This is a genomic window from Enterococcus sp. RIT-PI-f (assembly GCF_001297065.1).
GTDB lineage: Bacteria > Bacillota > Bacilli > Lactobacillales > Enterococcaceae > Enterococcus_D.
On sequence record NZ_LHOX01000018.1, the window covers coordinates 1 to 21941 of the forward strand.

Below are 21941 nucleotides of genomic sequence, written 5' to 3' on the forward strand. Positions count from 1 at the left end.
CAATTGAATAGTGTGGTGGCGATAGCAAGAAGGATACACCTGTAACCATGCCGAACACAGAAGTTAAGCTTCTTAGCGCCGATTGTAGTGAAGGGTTTCCCTTTGTGAGAGTAGGACGTCGCCACGCTGTATCATTCCGGCATAGCTCAGTTGGTAGTAGCGCATGACTGTTAATCATGATGTCGTAGGTTCGAGTCCTACTGCCGGAGTTCTCTAATAGAGAAACAAACAAGGGTATTGAGCTTCTTTACGCCTGGAGAGTTGTCCGAGTGGCCGAAGGAGCATGATTGGAAATCATGTAGATGGCTAACGCTGTCTCAAGGGTTCGAATCCCTTACTCTCCGTTTAAACATTGGTCCGTTGGTCAAGTGGTTAAGACACCGCCCTTTCACGGCGGTAACACGGGTTCGAGTCCCGTACGGATCATTACAATTTAATGAACAACCCTGGGGGTTTAGCTCAGCTGGGAGAGCATCTGCCTTACAAGCAGAGGGTCAGCGGTTCGAACCCGTTAACCCCCATTACGGTTTGGTAGTTCAGTTGGTTAGAATGCCTGCCTGTCACGCAGGAGGTCGCGGGTTCGAGTCCCGTCCAGACCGTTTTTCATTATTTTTGTAAAGCTTATCTTATATATATACTATATGGCTCGGTAGCTCAGTTGGTAGAGCAATGGATTGAAGCTCCATGTGTCGGCAGTTCGATTCTGTCCCGCGCCACCATGGAGGAGTAGCGAAGTGGCTAAACGCGACGGACTGTAAATCCGTTCCTTAGGGTTCAGTGGTTCGAATCCACTCTCCTCCATTCTTAGGGGCATAGTTTAAAGGTAGAACAGCGGTCTCCAAAACCGTTAGTGTGGGTTCAATTCCTGCTGCCCCTGCCATTATATATTTTTAAGCAGATTTCACATCATGGCGGGTGTGGCGAAGTGGTTAACGCACCGGATTGTGGCTCCGGCATTCGTGGGTTCGATTCCCATCATTCGCCCTTTTCATTATTGGGGTATAGCCAAGCGGTAAGGCAACGGACTTTGACTCCGTCATGCGTTGGTTCGAATCCAGCTACCCCAGTTACAATCTTTACTTGATTGTATAACGCAACAATAGTATAATGGCGGTATAGCCAAGTGGTAAGGCAGAGGTCTGCAAAACCTTCATCACCGGTTCAAATCCGGTTACCGCCTTCGTACTAAATTATACACTTTCAACATGCCGGCGTGGCGGAATTGGCAGACGCGCTGGACTCAAAATCCAGTGCCCGTTGAGGGCGTGCCGGTTCGACCCCGGCCGCCGGTATCGATGATGTATCAGTCTTCTTAGAAGATTCGATACATCTTTTTTTTGCATTCATTGGTATTTTAAAAAACAAAAAACCAAATTGGACAATGGTTTTTGTCCAATTTGGCTATAATAAAATGACTGATAAGCATGTATTATTTATGATCCGATGTATGAGAAAATTTGATGATTTGTACATTTTTTGCATCTACCTCGAGTTCAGTAACATTTGTTTCATCGAGAATAGAATAACCTTTTTTCTTAAGAACGATTTGGTGAGTAGAATCTGTGTGATTGAGTAAGAAAAGCAGCGAATAGTCCTTTCCTTTGCGACAGGTCACAGATACAGGTGTCGTTCCTTCAATGAATTCTTCTGTGGCTTTGTGTAAATCATTGTCTTGAATGATCTTAGTCAAAACAATAGCTAAGTCAGCGGGGGCTAATTCTGTGCCAATGTAGTAAGCATAGCCGTCACCATACTGATTACTTGTAATCGCTGGAACACCAGGCAAGTGATCATTGTTGAAATGGGCAAGAGCTGTGGCATGATCCAAATGGATGACTTCTTCCCATAAGTGAGTGGTGAACGTTTGCCCATCAAAACTGATTTGCCCATGCATGGAATCTTTTAATGGATAGAATTCTTCTACGGTGAGACCTAATACGTCTTTGAATAAACCAGGATAACCGCCTAAATATACTTGATCATGTTCATTGACGATGCCGCTAAAGAAATTGGTTAAGAAGATACCTCCCCTTGTAACGTACTCTTCGATTTTTTTACCAAATGATGATGAGGCGGAATATAGGTTTGGCGCAATGACAAATGAATAACCGCTGATGTCTTCATCTGGGTGTACGAAGTCGACAGTTAGATTTAAACCGCTCAAAGCTTCATATAAGCGGCTCAATTGATGAATATATTTTAACTTGCGTGGTTTTGCGTCTAATTCCAGTGCCCACCAATTCTCCCAGTCGAAAACAATCGCTGCATCAGCAATGAATGTTGTGCCAACAACGGCTTGTAATTTCTTTAGCTCATTGCCAAATTGACAACTTTCTTTGAAGACGCGGCTTTCTTTTGGCTCACCGTGTGGGACAACAGCACTATGAAATTTCTCCGCGCCACCTTTGGATTGCCGCCATTGAAAGAACATGATGCCATCAGAACCATGGGCAATGGCTTCATAGCTCCACAAACGCATTTGACCTGCTTTTTTTGCACCGTTGACGGCTCGCCAGTTCACGGCACTAGGCGCTTGCTCCATGATCAAAAACGGTTTTTTCTTCAAACTACGTGTCAGATCGTTGGCTAAAAATTGTGGATAGGGCATCTCATTAAACGGATTGGGATAACTGTTCCAACTAACAACATCCATTTCGGTTGCCCATTTAAACCCATCGACATATTTATGCAGCCCCATTAGATTTGTCATAAACGGAATCTCTTTTGAGTAAGCAGCAATCGCTGCTTTTTCGATTTGATAGATCTCAAGATTCATTGCCGAAATAAAACGGGCATAATCTAACTGCTGCGCTGGATTTTTGAAGGTAGGCATTTCTTCAGGTAAATAGATTTCGTGCCAGTCACCATAACTTTGACTCCAAAATGTTGTCGACCAAGCACTATTGAGGGTAGCGATGGTTTGGTATTTTTCTTTCAGCCATTGTTGAAATCTTGAACGGCAACGATCACAATAGCATTCATGGATGTGGCAAGTATATTCATTGTTGATATGCCACATGACAATGCCGGGATGATCATGGTATCGTTTTGCCACTTCACTTGATAAAGCAGCAGCGTATTGTCGATAGACATCTGAAGTCGGACAATAGTGTTGTCTTGAACCATGAACCAGACGATTGCCATGAACAGTCATTGGCATCATGTCCGGGTATTTGTGGACCAGCCAGGCTGGGGGAGACGCAGTACCGTTGGCTAGATCAATCATGATATCGTTCTTGTACAGCAAGTCGATCAGCCAATCCAAAAAGTCAAAATCAAAAGTGGTTTCATTCGGCTGAATCGAGACCCAGCCAAAGATATTGATACTAACGTAGTTGACACCGGCTTCTTTCATCAATACCATATCTTCTAATATGACTTCTTTTGACCATTGCTCGGGATTATAATCGGCACCATAATACATCTGGGTTTGTTTTTTCATCTTTTGTTCACCTCATAGGAAAGATAGTTGATAAGTTCATGATAACAAAACCAACTATTTATTGTTAGCGCTAACAAAGCAATGCTTTAAATTTTGCAAAAATACGAAAATTGTTCAAAAAAAATTGAAGCGAAGCGCCGTGAAAAGGTGAAACAGACGCCTTGTAACTCTTTTGGTTTGCTGTTTTTTTATTTGCAAGTTAAAATGGTTTATAATAGATTATTTAAAGTTATTTATCGTTTTAGTTTTTTTACTATCGTTATTTTAATTCGATCATCACCTATGTAGAATCTATTTTTATTCAAGCTGGTCTATCCATACTTGCTTTATGCGCTTTTACATGAATATGTATGAACTAAAACTGAGGATGGCACAGAATCACCCAGTTATTCTATCAAAGGAGCTTACAAAATGAATAAACCTATCCAATTATTTTCAGAAATCGGACGTTTGCAAACGGTCATGCTGCATCGGCCGGGGGCTGAATTAGAAAACTTGATGCCGGATTATTTAGATCGGTTGCTGTTTGACGATATTCCTTTTTTGCAGCAAGCGCAAATAGAACATGATTTTTTTGCTGAAACATTGAAGAAGAATATGGTTGAGGTCTTATACCTTGAAGATCTGGCGGCAGAGACTTTACAAAGTGCAGAAGACAAAGAAGTTTTTTTAAATAGTTATTTAGATGAAACGATGATCCATGATGATTTTATGCGTAATGAAGTGTTCGACTTCTTTATGTCGATCAAAGAGCCTAGGGCATTTATTGATCATACGATGGCTGGACTGAAAAAAAATGAGTTGGCGCTCCCTCAACGTTTGAACTTAACGTCGCTTGTCGCAGAAAATTATCCATTTCTGATTGATCCGATGCCCAATCTTTATTTTACCCGTGATCCTTTTGCGACGATAGGCAACAGCGTGTCCATGAATCGCATGTATGCACCTACACGCCGTCGAGAAACATTGTATGGCAATCAAATTTTTCATCATCATCCAATGTTTGCTCAGAATAAAATCAATTTTTTATATCATAGAGATGATACGACCCGTATCGAAGGGGGCGATCAATTGGTTTTATCTGATAAGTTGGTTGCGATCGGCATTTCTCAGCGGACAGAAGTGGCATCAATTGAGAAAATCGCGCAAACGATTTTTGATACAGAACCGAGTTTCGAACATATTCTGGCTTTCAATATTGGTGAAGAACGGAAATTCATGCATTTAGATACGGTATTCACGATGGTGGATGTTGATAAGTTTACGATCCATCCCGAAATAGAAGGCGAACTGTCCGTTTATTCCATTAGCAAGTATCAAGGGGGCGTCCAAATTTTTGAGGAACGAGATACTTTGGCAAATATTCTCTGCCGCTACTTAGACTTGCCAGAGGTAGCATTGATCCGATGCGGTGGTGACGACTTGACAGCTGCCGCTCGGGAACAATGGAACGATGGCTCAAATACCTTGGCGATTGCTCCTGGAGAGGTGATTGTTTATGATCGAAACGTCGTGACGAATCGCCTACTAAAAGAAGCGGGCGTCCAATTGAACGAAATACCTGGCAGTGAGCTGGTCAGAGGTCGAGGCGGTCCACGGTGTATGAGCATGCCTTTTATCCGTGAAAAACAATAGACAACGTTATTTTAAAAGTGAGATGACTATTGTTAAGCAAACTAGACTAAAAATAAAATAGAATTTACTAAAAGAAAGATTTGAATTGCATTTGCTTTTCTCATCTTTCTTTTTTGATATTAAAATACCTACCTATTTTAAGAAAAGGGTTTCTTTGAGTTGAATTATGTATTTTTTATGACTTTTATATGTAAAGACTATAAAAAAACAGAGTAAACCTTGTTCTGATAAGAAATCTATGTTACGGTTATATTAGAAAACATGAATAGGTGAAGGTATTTGCCACTTATTAATTTTGAACAGCTTACGCACAGCGAATGCCACATGCATGATTTGTAGTGGTTTTTTTTTGCGGGAAAAAAGAGAAAGCAGGTGAGAAAATGGCAGTCGATGCAATTCGTTTATTACAAGAAGCAGAGCAATTTGCGGAAACAAAAAATAAAGAAGCAGAAGCGGATAAAAAACAATTATCAGAAGAAAGATCGCTTCGCTTAAAATCGTTTCAAGAGGAATTGGCCCAACAAGAAGTACAACAAAAAGCGTTGATCAAAGAGAAGATCGCCGCTGAACTGATCCAATCAAAGGAACCTTTATTGGAAAAAACACAAGCAGAGGTAAAAACACTGCGAACAATTCCTGATTCATTGAAAGAAGAAGCTTTAGCAATAATAATAAATAAGGTTGTGACATAAATGGCAATTGCAAAAATGCAAAAGTTCAGTCTGCTAACCTTTTACGAGCAGAAAGAAGCTGTTTTGTCACAGCTGCAAGACTTTCAAGGTGTAGAATTGCTCGCTTCAGAGAAATATTATGCAACTGAAGAAACGACAGGTGTATTGGCACCTGTACGTGAGGAACAGGCGGAGGAACTTGAAAACCAGTTTGGTCAAGTCAACTGGAGTTTAAATTTTATCGAAGAATATGTACCTAAACAAAGCATGCTGGCGAAATTGCGTCAGCCAATCAAACAATACACCATTCAAGAATTGGCGCACGTCGCCCACACCTATCCATGGCAAGATCTTTGCCAAACCCTTCGTAAACACGACAAACGTCTTCGACTGATCGATCAAGAAAAACGAGATATACTGGCACAGGAAGCAGAGTTATCGATTTGGCAGTATTTTAAAGAACGGCCTAGCGTACTCAATGAGTTGAAGAAGGCGGGCGGACAACTAGGGATGATCCCTAATACAGAAATCGATGCTTTCCTTCAAGAAAGTGAAAAAATGCCGCTCCTCTATGTCGAAACGATTTATCAATCTCAATCAACAGCTTATGTATTGGTTCTGTTTCATAAAGACATCAAAAACAAAGCCAACACCCTTTTGAAAAAAGCAGCTTTCGAGCAATATATCTATCCTTATGACGGAATGCCAGAGGAAGATTTAGCGGCTCTGAAAAATAAATCCCAGATCTTATTAGATGAAGAAAACGCAATCAAAGCAACTTTAGAAGCGATGGTGTCAGAACAAGAACAGTTGAACATCGTTGCTGAATATTTAGATGGTGCGATCAAACGGGCGAAAAGCAATGGCTTGTTATTGCGCTCAGCCCATGCAGTATCGATTTCAGGTTGGATTCCTGTCGATGCGGCCAAATCACTGGAAGCGCGTATCCAAAAAGGCGCTGCTGGAAACTATTACCTTGAATACCAAGAAGTGATGGAAAAAGAAATCGCAGATGTACCGATATTACTCGAGAATACCCGCTGGATCAAACCATTTGAAGGGCTCGTTCGGATGTACAGCTTACCGCAATACGATGAGCTGGACCCGACACCGTTTATGGCGCCTTTTTATATGGTAGCTTTCGGTATGATGGTGGCTGACTTCGGTTATGGCCTGCTCTTGTTCCTGGCAACATTGATTGGTAAAAAAGTCTTTCATTTGAGCAAAGGACTTGCTGAGAATTTGACATTGTTCCAGTTGTGCTCGATTCCGACGATTATTTGGGGATTGATCTATGGCAATTTCTTTGGTTTTGAGTTTTCATTCCAGTTACTATCTGCCCAAGATGATGTCAATCAAATTTTAGTCCTTTCCGTGATCTTTGGTTACATCCAAATCATGTTCGGATTGGCCTTGAAATTTTATGTGCTCTGGAAGAAGAAAGATCAAAAGCTGCAAGCCTTGTTCCAAGCTGGCTCATGGATGGTCTTTCTTGTTAGTGTCGTTTTCGTTGCTTTAGGCATGTTGCTCTTCCCAGATACACCAATGCAAACAATCGGTTTGTTCTTATTGGCCGCAAGTTTATTGGCGGTCGTAGTGGGGGGGAGTTTTGAAGGCAATACATTGGTAGGCAAAATCGGCTCAGGGTTATATGGGTTGATGGATGTCACCAATTATGTAGGCGACCTGATCAGTTATACACGTCTGATGGCTTTGGGTGTAGCTGGCGGTAGTATTGCTTCGGCTTTTAACTTGATCATCAGCTATTTACCAGTACCCGCTCGATTTACAGTCGGTATTTTGCTCTTTGTAGCCTTGCATGGCTTGAACATCTTTTTAAGTTATCTGAGTGCTTATGTGCACGGGATCCGCTTACAGTATTTAGAGTATTTTGGTAAGTTTTTCACCGGAGGCGGACGTGCCTTCGACCCATTTAAATCAAACGAAAAATATGTAGAAGTTATCTCAGAGCATGAGATACAGGAGGAAAAGAATGGAAAATTGGATTAGTTTCTTTTATGAATATGGCGGTATTGTTTTTGCAGCTTTAGGTGTGGCAACAGCCACGATCTGCGGTGGGATCGGTTCAACCATCGGTGTCGGTATGACCAGTGAATCGGCAGCCGGATTGATTGCAGAACAACCAGAAAAATTTGGACAAGCGTTGATCTTAGAATTGCTGTCAAGTACCCAAGGATTGTATGGATTCGTTATTTCGTTTATGATCTTCGGACAAATCAGCGGAAGTATCTCACTGGACCGTGGATTGTATCTATTTATCGCTTCTTTACCGATTGCTTTGACAGCGATCGTTGCCGGAAAGTGGCAAGGGCGTGCGGCGAGTGCAGCGATGCAGATTTTGGCCAAGAAACCAGAACATGTGACCAAAGGAATTATCTTTGTGGCGATGATGGAAACGTATTGTATTTTAGGGTTCGTTATTTCCTTCTTGCTTGTCTTGAATTAAGAGGAGGAAAAAATACATGTCTGATATTACAAAATTGACGGATAAAATCAAGGCTGACGCCGAGAAGAAGTACCAGCTTCAAATCAATGAAGCGAAAAAAGAAAATGAAAATCAAGAACGGATTCGTCGCAGCCAGCTAGAAGAAGAATTGGCTGAAAGAATGGCTTTTTATGAAAAAGAAAAACGCGCAGCGATGTTCTTAGAAATTTCTGATGTGCATATCCAATCACGTAACAAAGTTTTGGCAGCCAAACAAGCTGTATTGGATGAACTGTTTGCAGAAGCGTTGGTACGTTTGAATCAAATGGATACACCGGCGTTTGTTCGTTTTGTGGAAAATGGCATGCAGCAAGCCAATCTTTCCGGCGACATCGACCTAATCTTAGGTGAAAAAACGGCTAATCTTCTAGATGATGCCGCATTAGCAAAATTGCAAGCATCCGTTACCAATGGACAATTACATGTCGCAGCAAAAAAATTGCCCCACAAAGGCGGCTTTTTACTGCGTCAAGAGGCGATCGAATTGAATTTTACATTCGATGCATTGCTTGATGCCAACAAAGAAGAATTGAGCAATACATTACTGCAAATGATTTTTGAACAGTAAGTAGGTGGAATAAGATGAATGACATCAAATACAACACCCTCAATACACGAATCCGCACCTATGAGTCGCAACTATTTGATCGAACCCGCTATGAGCGCATGCTGAATGCGCAATCGGCAGAGGAGATTTATGGGATGCTCCAAGAAACTGTATACGGTGATTTTATTAATGAGGATGACCGTGTCCACGATTTTGAACAAGTGTTGACGGCAGAACTGAAGCGTGTTTATGAAAACATGTATCGATTAGCGCCAGATCGCAGGATCATTGATTATTTTGCTTTAAAATACGATTACCAAAATTTGAAAGTACTGGTCAAGGCCAGTTATATGCAAGCTGATTTTTCTTCATTTTTGGTACCCATCGGGACGCAACCGTTAGCCGTCTTGAAAGAGTTGGTGGCGACAAGAAAAAGCAATCAAGTCGCTTCAGAAATGGTGGCGTGTATTGAAGAGGTCTATTCCTATATCGAAAATTATCATGAAGTACAATCGATCGATATTATTTTCGACAATCATTATTGGGCGCATTTGTGGGCAATAGGCAAGGATCATGAAGATGAAGTTTTGCAAAAACTGATCAAAAGACAAATCGATATCTTCAATATTTCAACGGTCTTGCGCAGTTATGCCATGAAGCGAAAACGCGGGTTTATCAGTGCAGTTCTCGCAGACAATGGTAGCTTGCCAGCGGAGGAGCTATTGACGGAGATCACGACTTCATTAGAAGCATTTGTTGCCTACTTGCAAAATACACCGTATAAAGTATTGATCAACGCGAGTTACGAAGAGTTGATTGAAAAGAAAACCTTGAATACATTTGATTTACGCAAAGACAATTTCTTGATGGGAAAGTTAAAAGAACAAAAAATCGTCCCCTTTGGCCCAGCGGCATTGATTGGCTATTTGTATGCAAAAGAAATCGAAAGCAAAAATTTGCGGATTCTCTTGATTGGCAAAATCAATAAAGTACCAGAGGAGATTTTAAGAAGTCGGGTGCGTGATAGTTATGAATAAAAAAATTGCAATGATGGGTGGAAAAAACTCGATTCTACCGTTCAAGGGACTAGGAATCGATATCTATCCAGTGGACGATCTGGAACAAGCAGCCCAGCAATTAGAAGAAATGGCTGAAGCGTATGGTGTGATTTTTCTCACGGAGCGTTTGATCGAGCAATTAGAATCAATCGTTCGCCGTTTTGAAGAAATGCCGACACCCGCGATCATTCCGATCCCCAGCAGTACTGGCAGCTTAGGAATCGGTATGGCAAGGATTCAGCAAAATGTAGAAAAGGCTGTAGGAATGAATATTTTAGATTCCTAACAGACCAGCTAGCCAGCTAGGAGGAATGAATGTGGCATTTGGCACTATTGAAAAAGTTTCGGGACCATTGGTCACCGCCTCAGGATTAAGCGGAGCAAAAATCCACGAAATATGCAAAGTCAGCGAAAAAGGGCTGATCGGAGAGATCATTGAAATCAAAAAAGGTCTGGTTTCGATCCAGGTCTATGAAGAAACGGCCGGGATTGGTCCAGGAGAACCGGTAGAAACGACTGGGGCACCCTTATCAGTCGAATTGGCACCAGGGTTATTGGCACAGATGTTTGATGGGATCCAACGTCCATTAGATACGTTTATGAGTCAAACAGAAAGTGATTTTTTGGAACGTGGCGTGACGATCGATCCATTGAATCGACGAAAGAAATGGACTTTTGTGCCGCAAGTCCAAGTTGGTGATGACGTACAAGCAGGAGATATCATCGGCTTGGTGCAAGAAACATCGGTCATTGAGCACAAAATCATGGTTCCACCCGGAAAAAGCGGCAAGGTGACAGAAGTCATGGTAGGAAACTTTGCCATAACCGAAGTGATCTGCCGGTTGGATACAGCTGAAGGTGAAACAGCATTAACTATGGTCCAAAAATGGCCCGTACGAAAACCGCGTCCGGTGTCCACGAAATTAAATCCAGGAGAGCCGCTAGTTACAGGACAACGGGTCATCGATACGTTCTTCCCTGTTGCAAAAGGTGGCTCTGTGGCAGTACCAGGTCCATTTGGTGCGGGAAAAACTGTGGTACAACATCAAATCGCCAAATGGTCTGATGTGGATATCGTGGTCTATGTAGGTTGTGGCGAGCGTGGCAATGAGATGCGCGATGTCATGAATGAATTTCCTGAGTTGATCGATCCGAATACCGGAGAGTCGATCATGGAACGGACAGTTTTGATTGCAAACACCTCGAATATGCCTGTAGCTGCGCGAGAAGCGTCGATCTATACAGGGATCACGATCGCGGAATACTACCGGGACATGGGCTATAGCGTGGCGATCATGGCTGATTCAACTTCACGTTGGGCAGAAGCTTTGCGGGAGATGAGCGGACGTCTGCAAGAGATTCCTGGAGATGAAGGCTATCCAGCGTACTTAGGCAGCCGAATCGCAGAGTATTATGAGCGCGCAGGGCGTTTCCAAACATTAGGCACGCAACCTAGAGAAGGCAGTATCACCGCAATCGGTGCAGTTTCACCGGCTGGGGGAGATATTTCTGAACCTGTCACGCAAAATACATTGCGTATTGTTAAAGTGTTCTGGGCGCTAGACAGCACATTGGCCCAAAAACGTCATTTTCCATCCATCAATTGGATGAACTCCTACTCTTTGTATGAGGATCAAATCAATACCTATCTGAATCAATTGTTGAGCAGTCGTTGGTCTGAGTTGGTCAATGAGGCGATGTCTATCTTACAAGAGGAAAGTCGTTTAGATGAGATCGTTCAGTTGGTAGGGATGGACTCTCTTTCGCAAAAAGACCGATTGACGATGATGACAGCACGTTCTTTACGACAGGACTATTTACAGCAAAATGCGTTTGATGATGTCGATACATATACTTCTCGAACCAAACAATTCAAGATGTTAGACAATATTTTGCTGTTTGATGCGCAAGCCAAGCGGGCCTTGCAATTAGGGGCTTATCTTGATGAGATCATCAAAGGAACCGTTGATTTGCGTGAGCGAATCGCCCGCAGCAAATACTTACCTGAAGAAGAATTGGACCGAATAGACAAAGTCAAAGAAGACATCAAAGAAATCATGCAAAAAATCATTGAAACTGGAGGTGTTCATTGATGTTAAAAGAATATCGTTCAGTTTCCGAAATTGCTGGGCCGTTGATGGTGGTTGAAAACGTCAAGGGCGTCAAATTTGATGAACTAGTAGAAGTTCGGATGGATTCTGGCGAAATCCGTCAGGGTCAAGTATTGGAAGTTAGTGATGACAAAGCGGTCGTTCAGATTTTCGAAGGAACCAGTAATTTGAGTGCGGAAGAGAGCAAAGTGCGTTTCTTAGGCAATGGATTGACATTAGGTGTTTCCCTAGATATGCTCGGCCGGGTATTTGACGGTATCGGAAAACCCAAAGACAATGGCCCGAGGATTTTACCTGAAAAACGCTTGGATGTGAATGGAGAAGCCATCAATCCAATGGCACGGGACTTTCCAGATGAGTTTATTCAGACGGGCATCTCTACCATTGATCATTTAAATACATTGGTGCGCGGTCAAAAACTGCCGATTTTTTCTGCTTCTGGCTTACCCCATAAAGAAATCGCAGCCCAAATTGCACGTCAAGCAACGGTACCAAGTCAAGAAGGCAACTTTGCGATCGTTTTTGCTGCTATTGGTATTCCGTTCGAAGAAGCTGAGTTTTTTGTTGATGAATTCCGTAAAACAGGGGCCTTGGATCGCTCGGTCCTATTTATGAATTTGGCCAATGATCCAGCCATTGAACGGATTGCAACGCCTAAAATGGCGCTGACAGCAGCTGAATATTTGGCATTTGAAAAAGGCATGCATGTGTTAGTGATCATGACAGATATGACCAATTACTGTGAGGCCCTAAGAGAAATCTCTGCTGCCCGTAGAGAAGTACCTGGACGCCGAGGATATCCCGGCTATCTGTACACCAACCTGGCGACTTTATATGAGCGGGCTGGACGTTTGACAGGGAAAGAGGGATCTGTCACCCAGATTCCGATTTTGACCATGCCAGATGGAGATAAAACCCATCCTATCCCTGATTTGACTGGTTATATCACAGAAGGGCAAATCATTTTATCTCGTGATCTTTATAAGCGCAATATCAACCCGCCAGTGGATATACTGCCGAGCTTATCACGGTTGAAAGACAAGGGGACTGGTGAGGGCAAGACCCGTGGGGACCATGCAGCAACGATGAACCAAATTTATGCAGCTTATTCTGATGGAAAAGCGGCGAAGGAATTATCGATCGTTTTAGGAGAATCTGCATTGTCTGATATGGACAAAAAATATGCCCGTTTTGCAGATCTTTTTGAAAAAGAATATGTCAATCAAGGATTTGAAACCAATCGAACGATTGAAGAAACATTAGATTTAGGCTGGAAACTTTTGGCCACATTACCGAAACAAGAATTGAGCCGTATCAAGGAAGAATATATCGACGCCTATTATCCCAGCACCGAGGATGTGAATGCTTAATGGCGATTTTGAATGTCAATCCTACGCGTATGGAGTTGAGTCGTTTAAGAAAGCGGCTGACCACAGCAACGCGAGGACACAAATTATTAAAGGACAAACAAGATGAACTGGTCCGCCAATTCATTCAGCTAGTTAAGAAGAATCAGGCGCTGCGCCAAAAGATGGAGGCAGCCTTGCAAGCGGGAATGGCCGAATATGTTTTGGCCTCCAGCAGTATTCCAGATGTCGTGCTGCAAGAAGCCTTTATGATTCCTTTAAACAAGGTGACATTAGATATACAAAGCCGTACGATCATGAATATGGATGTACCGGTGCTGAATCCAGTCTATGAAGATGAAACAACCGATGATGATTTTTCTTACGGATTTGTCAGCACTACGAGTGAATTGGATCTTTCTTTGTCCCATTTGGATCAAATGCTGCCAGTGATGTTGCAATTGGCTGAGATTGAGAAAACGTGTCAATTGATGGCCAATGAGATTGAACGGACGCGACGTCGTGTGAATGCGTTGGAATATATGACGATCCCTAAATTAACGGAAACGATCCAATATATTGAAAGCAATCTGGCTGAAGATGAGCGGGCGACATTGACGCGCTTGATGAAAGTCACAGATATCATTGCCGAGAATGAAGCCGATCAACCCTATTAAAAAAAGACGTTTTACCAACCATTGATTTGGCTGGTAAAGCGTCTTTTTTATTAGGCGTTCAATAATAGTTGATCATCTTTCAATTCAGCACCGCTATTTTGATGGAACATCTCCATCAATTCTGGTACCGTTAAGTGTTGCTTTTGTTCGCCGGCAATATCCACAACGATTTTCCCTTGATGCAGCATGACTAAGCGGTTGCCATAGCGAATGGCATCTTCCATATCATGGGTGACCATGAAAGCCGTCAATTGCTGGGTCCGAATCAATTGATCCGTCAACGTCATAACTGTCAAAGATGTTTGCGGGTCCAATGCCGCAGTATGTTCGTCTAGTAAAATCAATTTAGGTTGCTGCAAAGTCGCCATTAACAGCGTGATCGCTTGTCGTTGACCACCAGATAGCAGACCAATCTCAGTTGTCAGCCGATTTTCCAAACCGAGATTGAGGCTAGCCAATTTTTCTTGGAAGAACGCACGGTTCTTGCTTTTCACGCCAGTTGAAAAACCGCGTGCCTGACCTCGTTTGTAAGCCAGAGCCAAATTCTCCTCCACAGTCAAACGAACCGCGGTACCCATACGAGGATCTTGAAAAACACGACTGATTGCTTTCGACCGTTTCGTTACTGATAACCGCGTGATATCTTTACCATCTAATGTAATACGACCTTGATTGGTTGGGATCGTCCCTGCGATACTATTCAACAGGGTCGATTTTCCGGCACCGTTGCCCCCGATAATCGTAATGAAATCACCATGGTTCATGGTAAGATCGATTCCTTTTAGCACATGGTTTTCATTGATTGTTCCTTTTTCAAAGGTTTGATGTAATTGATCAATCGTTAAAACAGGCTGTGTCATGATTGACCTCCTTTTGGTTTGGGACCTATTTTTTGCAAGCCGAGTTTTGTACGCAGTTGAGGCAATGACAGACAAATGACCAAAACGATAGCTGAAGCCAATTTGATATCATTCGCTTCGACATTAAACTCAAAGACAACGGCCAAAATGAAGCGATAGATGATCGCACCGATCACGATGGTGATCAAGCGAATAAGTAATGATTTGTTTGCAAAAAGCACTTCAGCGATAATGATCGAAGCAAGACCGATCACGATCGTTCCGATGCCGGAGTTCAAATCGGCAAAGCCGTTGTTTTGCGCCAGTAAAGCACCGGATAGTGCAATACAGCCATTAGAGATCATATACCCGATGATCTTCATATTATCGGTGTTGATACCGTTGGCTTCACTCATAGCCAAGTTATCGCCGGTCGCGCGCAGTGCCAATCCTATTTCTGTTCTAAAGAAAAGAAATAGGAGAAGAATCACGATGGCAGCAAATAGAAATCCTGCGATGATCACCGCATTGTTCTTAGCAAATCCCATGTCTTGAAAAGTAGTAAAGACTGTTTTTTGTCCCAATAGGGCAATATTTGGTGCCCCCATTACACGGTTCGTGATCGAATAAAGACCAGTCATCGTGATGATCCCAGCTAAAAGGGCGGGAATCTTTAGTTTTGTGTGCAGCAGTCCGGAAACCAGACCCGCCAAAAGTCCTCCGCAAAAACCGAACAAACTTGCAACAATTGGCGAGTAACCATTTGTGATACTGATCGCGGCGATTCCTGCCCCCAAAGGAAAACTCCCTTCAGCAGTCAAATCAGCGATATCTAAAATTCGGAAGGTGAGGTAGACACCAATCGCCAACAATGCCCAAAGGACACCTTGAGAAGTTGCGGATTGGAGCAAGACCAAGAACGTGTTTAACAAATTCATATTGTTTCCTCAAATCTATGGTTTAATTTTTATTCTGGAGCCACGATACTGGCAGGATCGATGCCTAGCGCTTCAGCCATTTCATCGTTGACCACCAATTCTAAGTTTTCAGCTGTTTCGACAGGTGTTGTTGCAGGTTCAGCATCACCATCTAAAATTTTGGCAGCGAGTTTACCCGTTTGGATACCTAGTGATTTGTAATCAATGCCATAAGTTGCAAGGGCACCATCATTGACTTGATCAACAGAACCCGCAACGATTGGTGTTTTGGTTTCTTTGGCTACTTCTCCTACAATGGCTGCAGCAGATGCAAAGGTATTGTCAGTTGGTACATAGATGCCATCGACATCTTTGGCTAAACTTGTGGTAACTTGTTGGACATCATTTGTTGTATTGGCCGTTAATACCTTAACCTCAAGGCCTGCTTCTTTCAGGGCCGCTTCCGCAAGATCAGCTTGGATTTTAGAGTTGGCTTCACCAGCGTTATACATAACACCAATCGTTTTGGCGTCAGGAACGATGCTTAATAGAAGTGCGATTTGTTGTTCGATCGGCACCATATCAGAAGTACCTGTGATGTTGCGTCCGGGTGCGTCATTTGAATCTGCCAATTTTGCTTCAACGAGATCTGTGACAGCTGTTACGATGATTGGGACGTCTGTTGTTTCATTTGCCAATGAAACGGCAGCAGGTGTTGCAATCCCTAACAGTAGATCTGGATCACCTTTCAACAATTTTTCGCTCATACTTTTTAGATTGTCTTGACTGTTTTGGGCATTTTGATAGTCAAATGTCACATTTTCACCTTCAGTATAACCAGCCTCAGCCAAACCTTCTTTAAATCCTTCGTACGCAGCATCTAGTGAGCCATGCTCGACTAATTGCAAGACACCGACGGTCTTCATATTGTCATCTCCAGATGATTCGTTGCTTCCGTCTCCGCAGGCAGCCAATGCAAGTACGCTGGCTGCTAAAATTCCTGATGTGATCCACTTTTTCATGTTCATGATGATTCCTCCTAAAATGTCCTTTTTTTCTTTTTTTAGCATGACCTGAACAAAAAAATCCATTCAGACAATCGTCTAAATGGATGTGAACATACCAATAAGAATGACATTCATGGCAACCATTTAGAAGAATTTCTACATGGCTGCAAGTTCAAGTTAAAATGCTTTAGCCATCATAGATACAAACAAAAATCGTTTTTTGGTTTGCATCCATAATGAATATGAATACAAACTATCTAAAGTAGCTAAAGTAAAAACTATTCAGTTGTGGGGTACGGGTTGATAATAACATCGCTTGTTCCTCCAAACTTGAATTGTTTATAGTATAGTCAAAAAAAAGAGGACTGTCAACGGGAAATAGCAATTTTCTGAAAATTTTGGAATAACAGTTAGTTTCGCTCCTTTTTTTGTTAGCGGTTTAGAAAGATAGGTATACATAAAAAAACCTTGATCCAACAAGTGTTTATGCTTGTTGGAAATCAAAGGTTTATCAATAATTATTCATTCGATTCCTTATAATAACGAATTGTATCTCTGATTTCTTGGATGCTATACAGTAAATCATCATTGAAAGTCTTATTCACATCCACATCTATTTTTTCATCAAATAATTGTTCATATTCCTCAATGGATAATTTTTGACGGGCATCGAGCAATGCTTCATGGCCTTGTTTGTTCAATTGTTGTTGATAACCTTTGACCAAGCGGCCGCTAAAAAATTCAGCGACTGCACCAGAGCCATAACTGAAAAGACCGATCCGATCATTTTCATTGAGGATCGTTGCGTTTTCGATCAATGAAATCAAGCCCAGATACAAAGAGCCGGTATAGAGATTCCCTACGCGGCGGCTATATGTGATTGATTCCTCGTAGCGAGCCAACAACCGGTCTTGTTGTGCTTGCTCCTCAGATTCGAAGCCAGCCAATAAGGCTTTTTTGCCCATTTTTGTGTATGGAATATGGAAACAGATAGCTGCATAATCAGCAGCTGTTCGTTTGTTTCTGCGGCAGTTTTCTTGCCAAACTTGTTTGAAGGAATTGATATAGACTTCATTTGACAGATGACCATCTACCATTGGATATTGGTGGCCGACTGGCCGCCAAAAATCATAAATATCTTGTGTCAGCATGACATTGTCATCCTCCAAGGTCAGGATCCGCGGATCCGCAGTGATCAAGAGCGCAACGGCACCTGCACCTTGCGTTGGTTCACCGCCTGAGGCTAAGCCATATCGCGCAATGTCTGAAGCAACGACTAAAACTTTACTTTCTGGATTGGCCTGAATATGATTTTTTGCAAACTGTATACCCGCAGTTGCACCATAACAAGCTTCTTTGATTTCAAATGAACGGGCGAAAGGTTGGACACCTAACAATCGATGCAAGATGACAGCAGATGCTTTTGACTCATCAATGCCAGTTTCAGTCCCTACGATCACCATATCGATCGCAGCTAGATCTTCTGCAGTCAATAAAGGCTGTGCTGCATGCATCGCAAATGTAACGATATCTTGCGTCATTTTGCTGACAGCCATTTGGTCTTGCCCAATACCGATCGTGAATTTGTTTGGATCCACGCCTCTGGCATGAGCCAAATCAACCATATCTATATAATGAGGTGGAACAAAAAAATTAAGTTTATCTATACCAACGTTCATCTTGACGCTCCTTTATGTTCTTCGCGTTATTTTCTCACTCTCTTTAAGTTATCACATTTTGTGAAAAAATAAAAAAAGATTTGATTAGAATTTAAACTTTATTAAAGAATCGAAAAAAGCCAACAGGATGGCGGCTGAGGTATTCTTTTTTCGCGCATTTAATGATATATTGCAAGAGGAGGTGACGTACGTGGAAGAAGTTGTCATAATCGACGCAATTAGAACGCCAATTGGCAAATACCATGGGTCATTAAAAGAATATTCAGCAGTTGCTTTAGGTACTTTTGCTGCCAAAGCAATCCTAGCGCGTAACCAAGGGATGCAAGATCAAATTGATCAAGTAGTCATTGGCAATGTGTTGCAAGCTGGGAATGGACAAAATCCTGGCAGACAAGTCGCACTAAAAAGCGGTTTATCTGCGGAGATCCCTGCCTCAACGATCAATGAAGTATGTGGTTCAGGCATGAAGGCAATGTTGATGGGGATGGAACAAATTCAACTCAACAAAGCTTCGGTCGTTTTGACCGGCGGGATCGAAAGCATGACCAATGCGCCGTTATTTAGTTTCTATGATAAAGCAGAAAATCAGTATTCAAAACCGGTATCAACCATGATGCATGATGGGCTAACGGATGCCTTCAGCAGTCAACCGATGGGACTGACCGCTGAAAATGTAGCTCAGAGATACAGCGTCTCTCGTGAAGAACAAGATGCATATGCGTATGCTTCACAAATGAAAGCAGTTGCTGCCCAAAAAGCCAACAAATTTATCAAAGAAATCGTGCCTTTACCGAAGGAAGATGGGCTTGTTACGCAAGATGAAGGCATTCGGCCTGGAACGACTATCGATAAACTGGCTGAATTAAAAACTGTCTTCAAAGAAAATGGTACGGTGACTGCGGGCAACGCCTCAACGATCAATGATGGCGCGGCGATGGTGTTGTTGGCCTCTAAATCCTATTGTGAAGCCCATCAAATTCCTTATCTAGCGATCGTCAAAGGCATCGTGGAAGTGGGCTTTGATCCAGAGATCATGGGCATTTCACCAATCAAAGCGATCAGCAAATTATTAGAAGAACAGCAAGTCTCAATGCAAGAGATTGCTATTTTTGAGATCAACGAAGCTTTTGCAGCCTCTTCGATCGTTGTTGAAAGAGAGCTTGGGTTAGATCCAAATAAAGTCAATCGCTACGGCGGGGGCATTTCGTTAGGGCATGCCATAGGGGCCACAGGTGCACGAATTGCGACAACATTGGCCTATCAATTGCAAGATACCCAACAAAAATGGGGTGTTGCATCTTTATGTGTCGGCGGTGGGCTTGGATTGGCGATGTTGTTAGAAAACCCAGCCGCAGATAGTCAGCCAGCACATGATTCGTCAAAAAAAAAAGCCAAGTTTTACACCTTAAGTCCTGAGCAGCGTCTTGAACAATTGGTTGATGACCAACGGATCACATCGGAAGAACAAGCGATTTTCAAGTCAATGGCATTAAGTACTGATCTTGCCAACAACTTGATCGAAAATCAAATCAGTGAAGTCGAAATCCCATTAGGCGTAGGCATGAATCTGAAAGTAGACGGGAAAACTTACACAGTCCCGTTGGCAACAGAGGAACCATCGGTGATTGCTGCGATGAGCAATGGTGCAAGGATGGCAGGCGAGATTGTCACTACGGCAGAAGAACGGTTATTGCGGGGACAAATTGTTTTGATGGATGTCCAGGATATTGCAAAAGTTGCCGCCCAAATCGAACAAGCCGAAGCAGCCATCTTTAAAACTGCGGAAGAAAGCTACCCATCGATCGTCAAACGAGGCGGCGGGCTGCGGCGAATAGCGCACCGGGCTTTTCTGGCTGCTGACTCAGGGTTAGATACCAATTATATCTCCCTTGATTTGCTGGTGGATGTCAAAGATGCCATGGGTGCCAACATCATCAATACGATTTTAGAAGGTGTGACGTCCAATCTACGCACTTGGTTTCCCGATGTGGAGATTTTGTTTAGTATTCTGACAAATTATGCGACCGAATCATTGGTAACAGCGACGTGTGTCGTGCCATTTTCTGTTTTGTCTAAAATAGGCGACGGCGCGCCGATTGCAACGAAAATTTGTCATGCTTCAGACTTCGCCCAACTGGATCCTTACCGAGCTGCGACCCACAACAAAGGAATCATGAATGGGGTAGAGGCGCTGATTTTGGCTACTGGAAATGACACAAGAGCTGTATCTGCTGCTTGTCATACCTATGCAGCAAGAAGCGGGCAAACCCGTGGACTGGCCACTTGGCATATCGAAGACGGGCAGCTGGTAGGAGAAATCACTTTGCCATTGGCTATTGCAACAGTTGGGGGAGCGACCCGCATTTTGCCTAAAGCAACTGCTGCCTTGGCTTTGAGTGGCGTGAAGTCAGCTGCTGAACTCGCATCAGTAGCAGCAGCGGTTGGCTTGGCGCAAAATTTGGCCGCCTTGCGGGCACTTGTCGCTGAAGGAATCCAACAAGGGCATATGCGTATGCAAGCAAGAGCCTTAGCAATCGCTGTAGGGGCTGCTGGGACAGAAATCGATACTGTGGCGCAGGCATTGGCAGGAGAAAAGATGGATCAAGCCAAAGCATTGTCGCTTCTTGAACAGCTGCGAGGACAATCAATCACATAAAAAAATACCCGAACCAATTTTGGTTCGGGTATTTTGTATCGTGTGATTAACGTTGATCGAGTGCAGTAGCTGCGTATGCTTCAATCAAAGGAATCACATCTAATTTGATTTTATATTTGCGTTCCAAAGCAGGCAGGATCTCAAATTGACCTGGTGCGTCTTCGGAAATCGTGGCTAAAATACGTTGTTCTTTAGGGGTTGCTTCCACAACGGTGGCTTCACCATTGGTTTTTTCCACACTGAATTTAGGAAAGGCAGCAATTTTTTCTGAAAAATCAGCAAATGTCAGGCCGGCGGATGCAGATTGTTGCGGGTCTAACCCTTGACTTGCTGTGGAGGACGCATCCATGACAGGTTCAGTTGTTTTCGCTTCTGATACGTGCTTTTCTTGTGTCGTGTCAGTGTCATCAGCAGGTTGCGCAGCAGCTGGCACCCAGTAAGCGGCAATTTCGTCAACTAAGTTATCACTAAAACGATCCAATAGACCAGCTTCTTGGCGTTGGATTCGTTTGACTACGATTTTGAAATTTTCATCTAAAGGTACAGCGATTTTTTGCTCTTTCGTGGTGTCTTTCAACAACTCAATCAATAATTCGTCTTGATTTTTTGGATTGATATAAACAGTTGTTGGCAAGTCATGATTGGCAGCCGTTTTGCTTTCGATAGCAGCAAATAGCTGCTGACGCGCCGTTTCATAAGAAGGGCGGAATTGTTGTTTCAATTTAGCTAATTGTTTCTTTTTCATAATCTTCTCCTCTCGATCACTATCGATTATAAGGAAAATTGATGCAAATGAACAGAGATTATCATGAAAAAATCAAAAAACTTTACTTTATCGGTGAAAAAACAC

The 21941-nt window shown here is 42.8% G+C and carries 17 protein-coding genes, 12 tRNA genes and 1 rRNA gene; 24 read left to right on the forward strand and 6 right to left on the reverse strand.

Annotated features, from left to right (window positions below; translation table 11 throughout):
- Positions 1 to 11 precede the first annotated feature (11 nt).
- The 13 genes from rrf (at position 12) to AEQ18_RS11190 (ending at position 1292) form a co-directional block, all read left to right on the forward strand.
- A 5S ribosomal RNA gene (gene rrf, locus AEQ18_RS11130) occupies positions 12 to 127 on the forward strand.
- Between the two features lie 8 nt (positions 128 to 135).
- A tRNA-Asn gene (locus AEQ18_RS11135) sits at positions 136 to 209 on the forward strand.
- Between the two features lie 46 nt (positions 210 to 255).
- Positions 256 to 344 (forward strand) — tRNA-Ser (locus AEQ18_RS11140).
- Positions 345 to 354: 10 nt separating this feature from the next.
- Positions 355 to 426: transfer RNA gene (locus tag AEQ18_RS11145), tRNA-Glu, on the forward strand.
- Positions 427 to 448: 22 nt separating this feature from the next.
- Positions 449 to 521, forward strand: a tRNA-Val gene (locus tag AEQ18_RS11150).
- A 4-nt stretch (positions 522 to 525) separates the two neighbouring features.
- Positions 526 to 599: transfer RNA gene (locus AEQ18_RS11155), tRNA-Asp, on the forward strand.
- A gap of 44 nt (positions 600 to 643) precedes the next feature.
- Positions 644 to 719, forward strand: a tRNA-Phe gene (locus AEQ18_RS11160).
- A 1-nt stretch (position 720) separates the two neighbouring features.
- Positions 721 to 801: transfer RNA gene (locus AEQ18_RS11165), tRNA-Tyr, on the forward strand.
- 5 nt (positions 802 to 806) lie between these two features.
- Positions 807 to 880 (forward strand) — tRNA-Trp (locus tag AEQ18_RS11170).
- A gap of 31 nt (positions 881 to 911) precedes the next feature.
- Positions 912 to 984, forward strand: a tRNA-His gene (locus tag AEQ18_RS11175).
- Positions 985 to 995: 11 nt separating this feature from the next.
- Positions 996 to 1067 (forward strand) — tRNA-Gln (locus tag AEQ18_RS11180).
- 42 nt (positions 1068 to 1109) lie between these two features.
- Positions 1110 to 1180, forward strand: a tRNA-Cys gene (locus AEQ18_RS11185).
- Positions 1181 to 1207: 27 nt separating this feature from the next.
- Positions 1208 to 1292 (forward strand) — tRNA-Leu (locus AEQ18_RS11190).
- A gap of 137 nt (positions 1293 to 1429) precedes the next feature.
- Here AEQ18_RS11190 and AEQ18_RS11195 read toward each other — a convergent pair.
- Positions 1430 to 3442 (reverse strand): beta-galactosidase, encoded by a 2013-nt coding sequence (locus AEQ18_RS11195; protein ID WP_054116422.1) that lies wholly within the window; start codon positions 3440 to 3442, stop codon positions 1430 to 1432.
- A gap of 411 nt (positions 3443 to 3853) precedes the next feature.
- Here AEQ18_RS11195 and arcA point away from each other — a divergent pair, with 411 nt between their 5' ends.
- The 10 genes from arcA (at position 3854) to AEQ18_RS11245 (ending at position 13993) form a co-directional block, all read left to right on the forward strand.
- Positions 3854 to 5077, forward strand: a complete 1224-nt coding sequence (gene arcA / locus AEQ18_RS11200; RefSeq protein WP_054116423.1) for an arginine deiminase — start codon at positions 3854 to 3856, stop codon at positions 5075 to 5077.
- Between the two features lie 380 nt (positions 5078 to 5457).
- Positions 5458 to 5769, forward strand: a complete 312-nt coding sequence (locus AEQ18_RS11205; RefSeq protein ID WP_054116424.1) for a hypothetical protein — start codon at positions 5458 to 5460, stop codon at positions 5767 to 5769.
- Positions 5770 to 7758, forward strand: coding sequence for a V-type ATP synthase subunit I (locus AEQ18_RS11210; protein WP_054116425.1), 1989 nt, complete (start codon positions 5770 to 5772; stop codon positions 7756 to 7758).
- Positions 7742 to 8215 (forward strand): V-type ATP synthase subunit K, encoded by a 474-nt coding sequence (locus AEQ18_RS11215; protein WP_054116426.1) that lies wholly within the window; start codon positions 7742 to 7744, stop codon positions 8213 to 8215. The genes AEQ18_RS11210 and AEQ18_RS11215 overlap by 17 nt, the downstream gene beginning before the upstream one ends.
- 16 nt (positions 8216 to 8231) lie before the next feature.
- Positions 8232 to 8822: a V-type ATP synthase subunit E gene (locus AEQ18_RS11220; protein WP_054116427.1), complete on the forward strand. Its 591-nt coding sequence runs from the start codon at positions 8232 to 8234 to the stop codon at positions 8820 to 8822.
- A 14-nt stretch (positions 8823 to 8836) separates the two neighbouring features.
- Positions 8837 to 9838 (forward strand): V-type ATP synthase subunit C, encoded by a 1002-nt coding sequence (locus AEQ18_RS11225; protein ID WP_054116428.1) that lies wholly within the window; start codon positions 8837 to 8839, stop codon positions 9836 to 9838.
- Entirely contained in the window at positions 9831 to 10145 is a 315-nt protein-coding gene (locus AEQ18_RS11230) for a V-type ATP synthase subunit F (RefSeq protein ID WP_054116429.1), read from the forward strand. Before AEQ18_RS11225 ends, AEQ18_RS11230 begins: the two co-directional genes overlap by 8 nt.
- A gap of 31 nt (positions 10146 to 10176) precedes the next feature.
- On the forward strand, positions 10177 to 11952 hold the full coding sequence (locus AEQ18_RS11235) for a V-type ATP synthase subunit A (protein WP_082348653.1): 1776 nt from the start codon (positions 10177 to 10179) through the stop codon (positions 11950 to 11952).
- On the forward strand, positions 11952 to 13340 hold the full coding sequence (locus tag AEQ18_RS11240) for a V-type ATP synthase subunit B (RefSeq protein WP_054116431.1): 1389 nt from the start codon (positions 11952 to 11954) through the stop codon (positions 13338 to 13340). The genes AEQ18_RS11235 and AEQ18_RS11240 overlap by 1 nt, the downstream gene beginning before the upstream one ends.
- The gene (locus AEQ18_RS11245; RefSeq protein ID WP_054116432.1) at positions 13340 to 13993 is read left to right on the forward strand and encodes a V-type ATP synthase subunit D; all 654 of its coding nucleotides are present in this window, start codon (positions 13340 to 13342) and stop codon (positions 13991 to 13993) included. Before AEQ18_RS11240 ends, AEQ18_RS11245 begins: the two co-directional genes overlap by 1 nt.
- Positions 13994 to 14043: 50 nt before the next feature.
- Here the strand turns inward: AEQ18_RS11245 and AEQ18_RS11250 are convergent, their stop codons facing one another.
- From AEQ18_RS11250 to AEQ18_RS11265, 4 genes are all read right to left on the reverse strand, one after another.
- A complete protein-coding gene (locus AEQ18_RS11250) occupies positions 14044 to 14853 on the reverse strand; it encodes an ABC transporter ATP-binding protein (RefSeq protein WP_054116433.1) in 810 nt (269 codons plus the stop codon).
- Positions 14850 to 15770, reverse strand: a complete 921-nt coding sequence (locus AEQ18_RS11255; RefSeq protein ID WP_054116434.1) for an ABC transporter permease — start codon at positions 15768 to 15770, stop codon at positions 14850 to 14852. Before AEQ18_RS11255 ends, AEQ18_RS11250 begins: the two co-directional genes overlap by 4 nt.
- Before the next feature lie 29 nt (positions 15771 to 15799).
- Positions 15800 to 16777 carry an ABC transporter substrate-binding protein gene (locus AEQ18_RS11260; protein ID WP_054116435.1) on the reverse strand — a complete coding sequence of 326 codons (978 nt, stop codon included), beginning with the start codon at positions 16775 to 16777 and terminating at the stop codon, positions 15800 to 15802.
- 497 nt (positions 16778 to 17274) lie between these two features.
- Entirely contained in the window at positions 17275 to 18435 is a 1161-nt protein-coding gene (locus tag AEQ18_RS11265) for a hydroxymethylglutaryl-CoA synthase (protein ID WP_054116436.1), read from the reverse strand.
- A gap of 190 nt (positions 18436 to 18625) precedes the next feature.
- Here AEQ18_RS11265 and AEQ18_RS15475 point away from each other — a divergent pair, with 190 nt between their 5' ends.
- The gene (locus tag AEQ18_RS15475; RefSeq protein WP_082348654.1) at positions 18626 to 21091 is read left to right on the forward strand and encodes a hydroxymethylglutaryl-CoA reductase, degradative; all 2466 of its coding nucleotides are present in this window, start codon (positions 18626 to 18628) and stop codon (positions 21089 to 21091) included.
- Positions 21092 to 21137: 46 nt separating this feature from the next.
- On the opposite strand, the gene AEQ18_RS11280 is transcribed toward AEQ18_RS15475, so the two are convergent.
- Entirely contained in the window at positions 21138 to 21836 is a 699-nt protein-coding gene (locus AEQ18_RS11280; RefSeq protein ID WP_054116437.1) for a hypothetical protein, read from the reverse strand.
- Between the last annotated feature and the right edge of the window lie 105 nt (positions 21837 to 21941).

Excerpts from the sequence above, each read along its gene's own strand:
- AEQ18_RS11280 (WP_054116437.1), bottom strand. The coding sequence starts at position 21,836 with ATGAAAAAGAAACAATTAGCTAAATTGAAACAACAATTCCGCCCTTCT.
- AEQ18_RS11225 (WP_054116428.1), top strand. The coding sequence starts at position 8,837 with ATGAATGACATCAAATACAACACCCTCAATACACGAATCCGCACCTAT.
- AEQ18_RS11230 (WP_054116429.1), top strand. The coding sequence starts at position 9,831 with ATGAATAAAAAAATTGCAATGATGGGTGGAAAAAACTCGATTCTACCG.
- AEQ18_RS11245 (WP_054116432.1), top strand. The coding sequence starts at position 13,340 with ATGGCGATTTTGAATGTCAATCCTACGCGTATGGAGTTGAGTCGTTTA.
- AEQ18_RS11210 (WP_054116425.1), top strand. The coding sequence starts at position 5,770 with ATGGCAATTGCAAAAATGCAAAAGTTCAGTCTGCTAACCTTTTACGAG.
- AEQ18_RS11195 (WP_054116422.1), bottom strand. The coding sequence starts at position 3,442 with ATGAAAAAACAAACCCAGATGTATTATGGTGCCGATTATAATCCCGAG.
- arcA (WP_054116423.1), top strand. The coding sequence starts at position 3,854 with ATGAATAAACCTATCCAATTATTTTCAGAAATCGGACGTTTGCAAACG.
- AEQ18_RS11255 (WP_054116434.1), bottom strand. The coding sequence starts at position 15,770 with ATGAATTTGTTAAACACGTTCTTGGTCTTGCTCCAATCCGCAACTTCT.
- AEQ18_RS11205 (WP_054116424.1), top strand. The coding sequence starts at position 5,458 with ATGGCAGTCGATGCAATTCGTTTATTACAAGAAGCAGAGCAATTTGCG.
- AEQ18_RS11265 (WP_054116436.1), bottom strand. The coding sequence starts at position 18,435 with ATGAACGTTGGTATAGATAAACTTAATTTTTTTGTTCCACCTCATTAT.
- AEQ18_RS11240 (WP_054116431.1), top strand. The coding sequence starts at position 11,952 with ATGTTAAAAGAATATCGTTCAGTTTCCGAAATTGCTGGGCCGTTGATG.
- AEQ18_RS11220 (WP_054116427.1), top strand. The coding sequence starts at position 8,232 with ATGTCTGATATTACAAAATTGACGGATAAAATCAAGGCTGACGCCGAG.
- AEQ18_RS11250 (WP_054116433.1), bottom strand. The coding sequence starts at position 14,853 with ATGACACAGCCTGTTTTAACGATTGATCAATTACATCAAACCTTTGAA.
- AEQ18_RS11215 (WP_054116426.1), top strand. The coding sequence starts at position 7,742 with ATGGAAAATTGGATTAGTTTCTTTTATGAATATGGCGGTATTGTTTTT.
- AEQ18_RS11260 (WP_054116435.1), bottom strand. The coding sequence starts at position 16,777 with ATGAACATGAAAAAGTGGATCACATCAGGAATTTTAGCAGCCAGCGTA.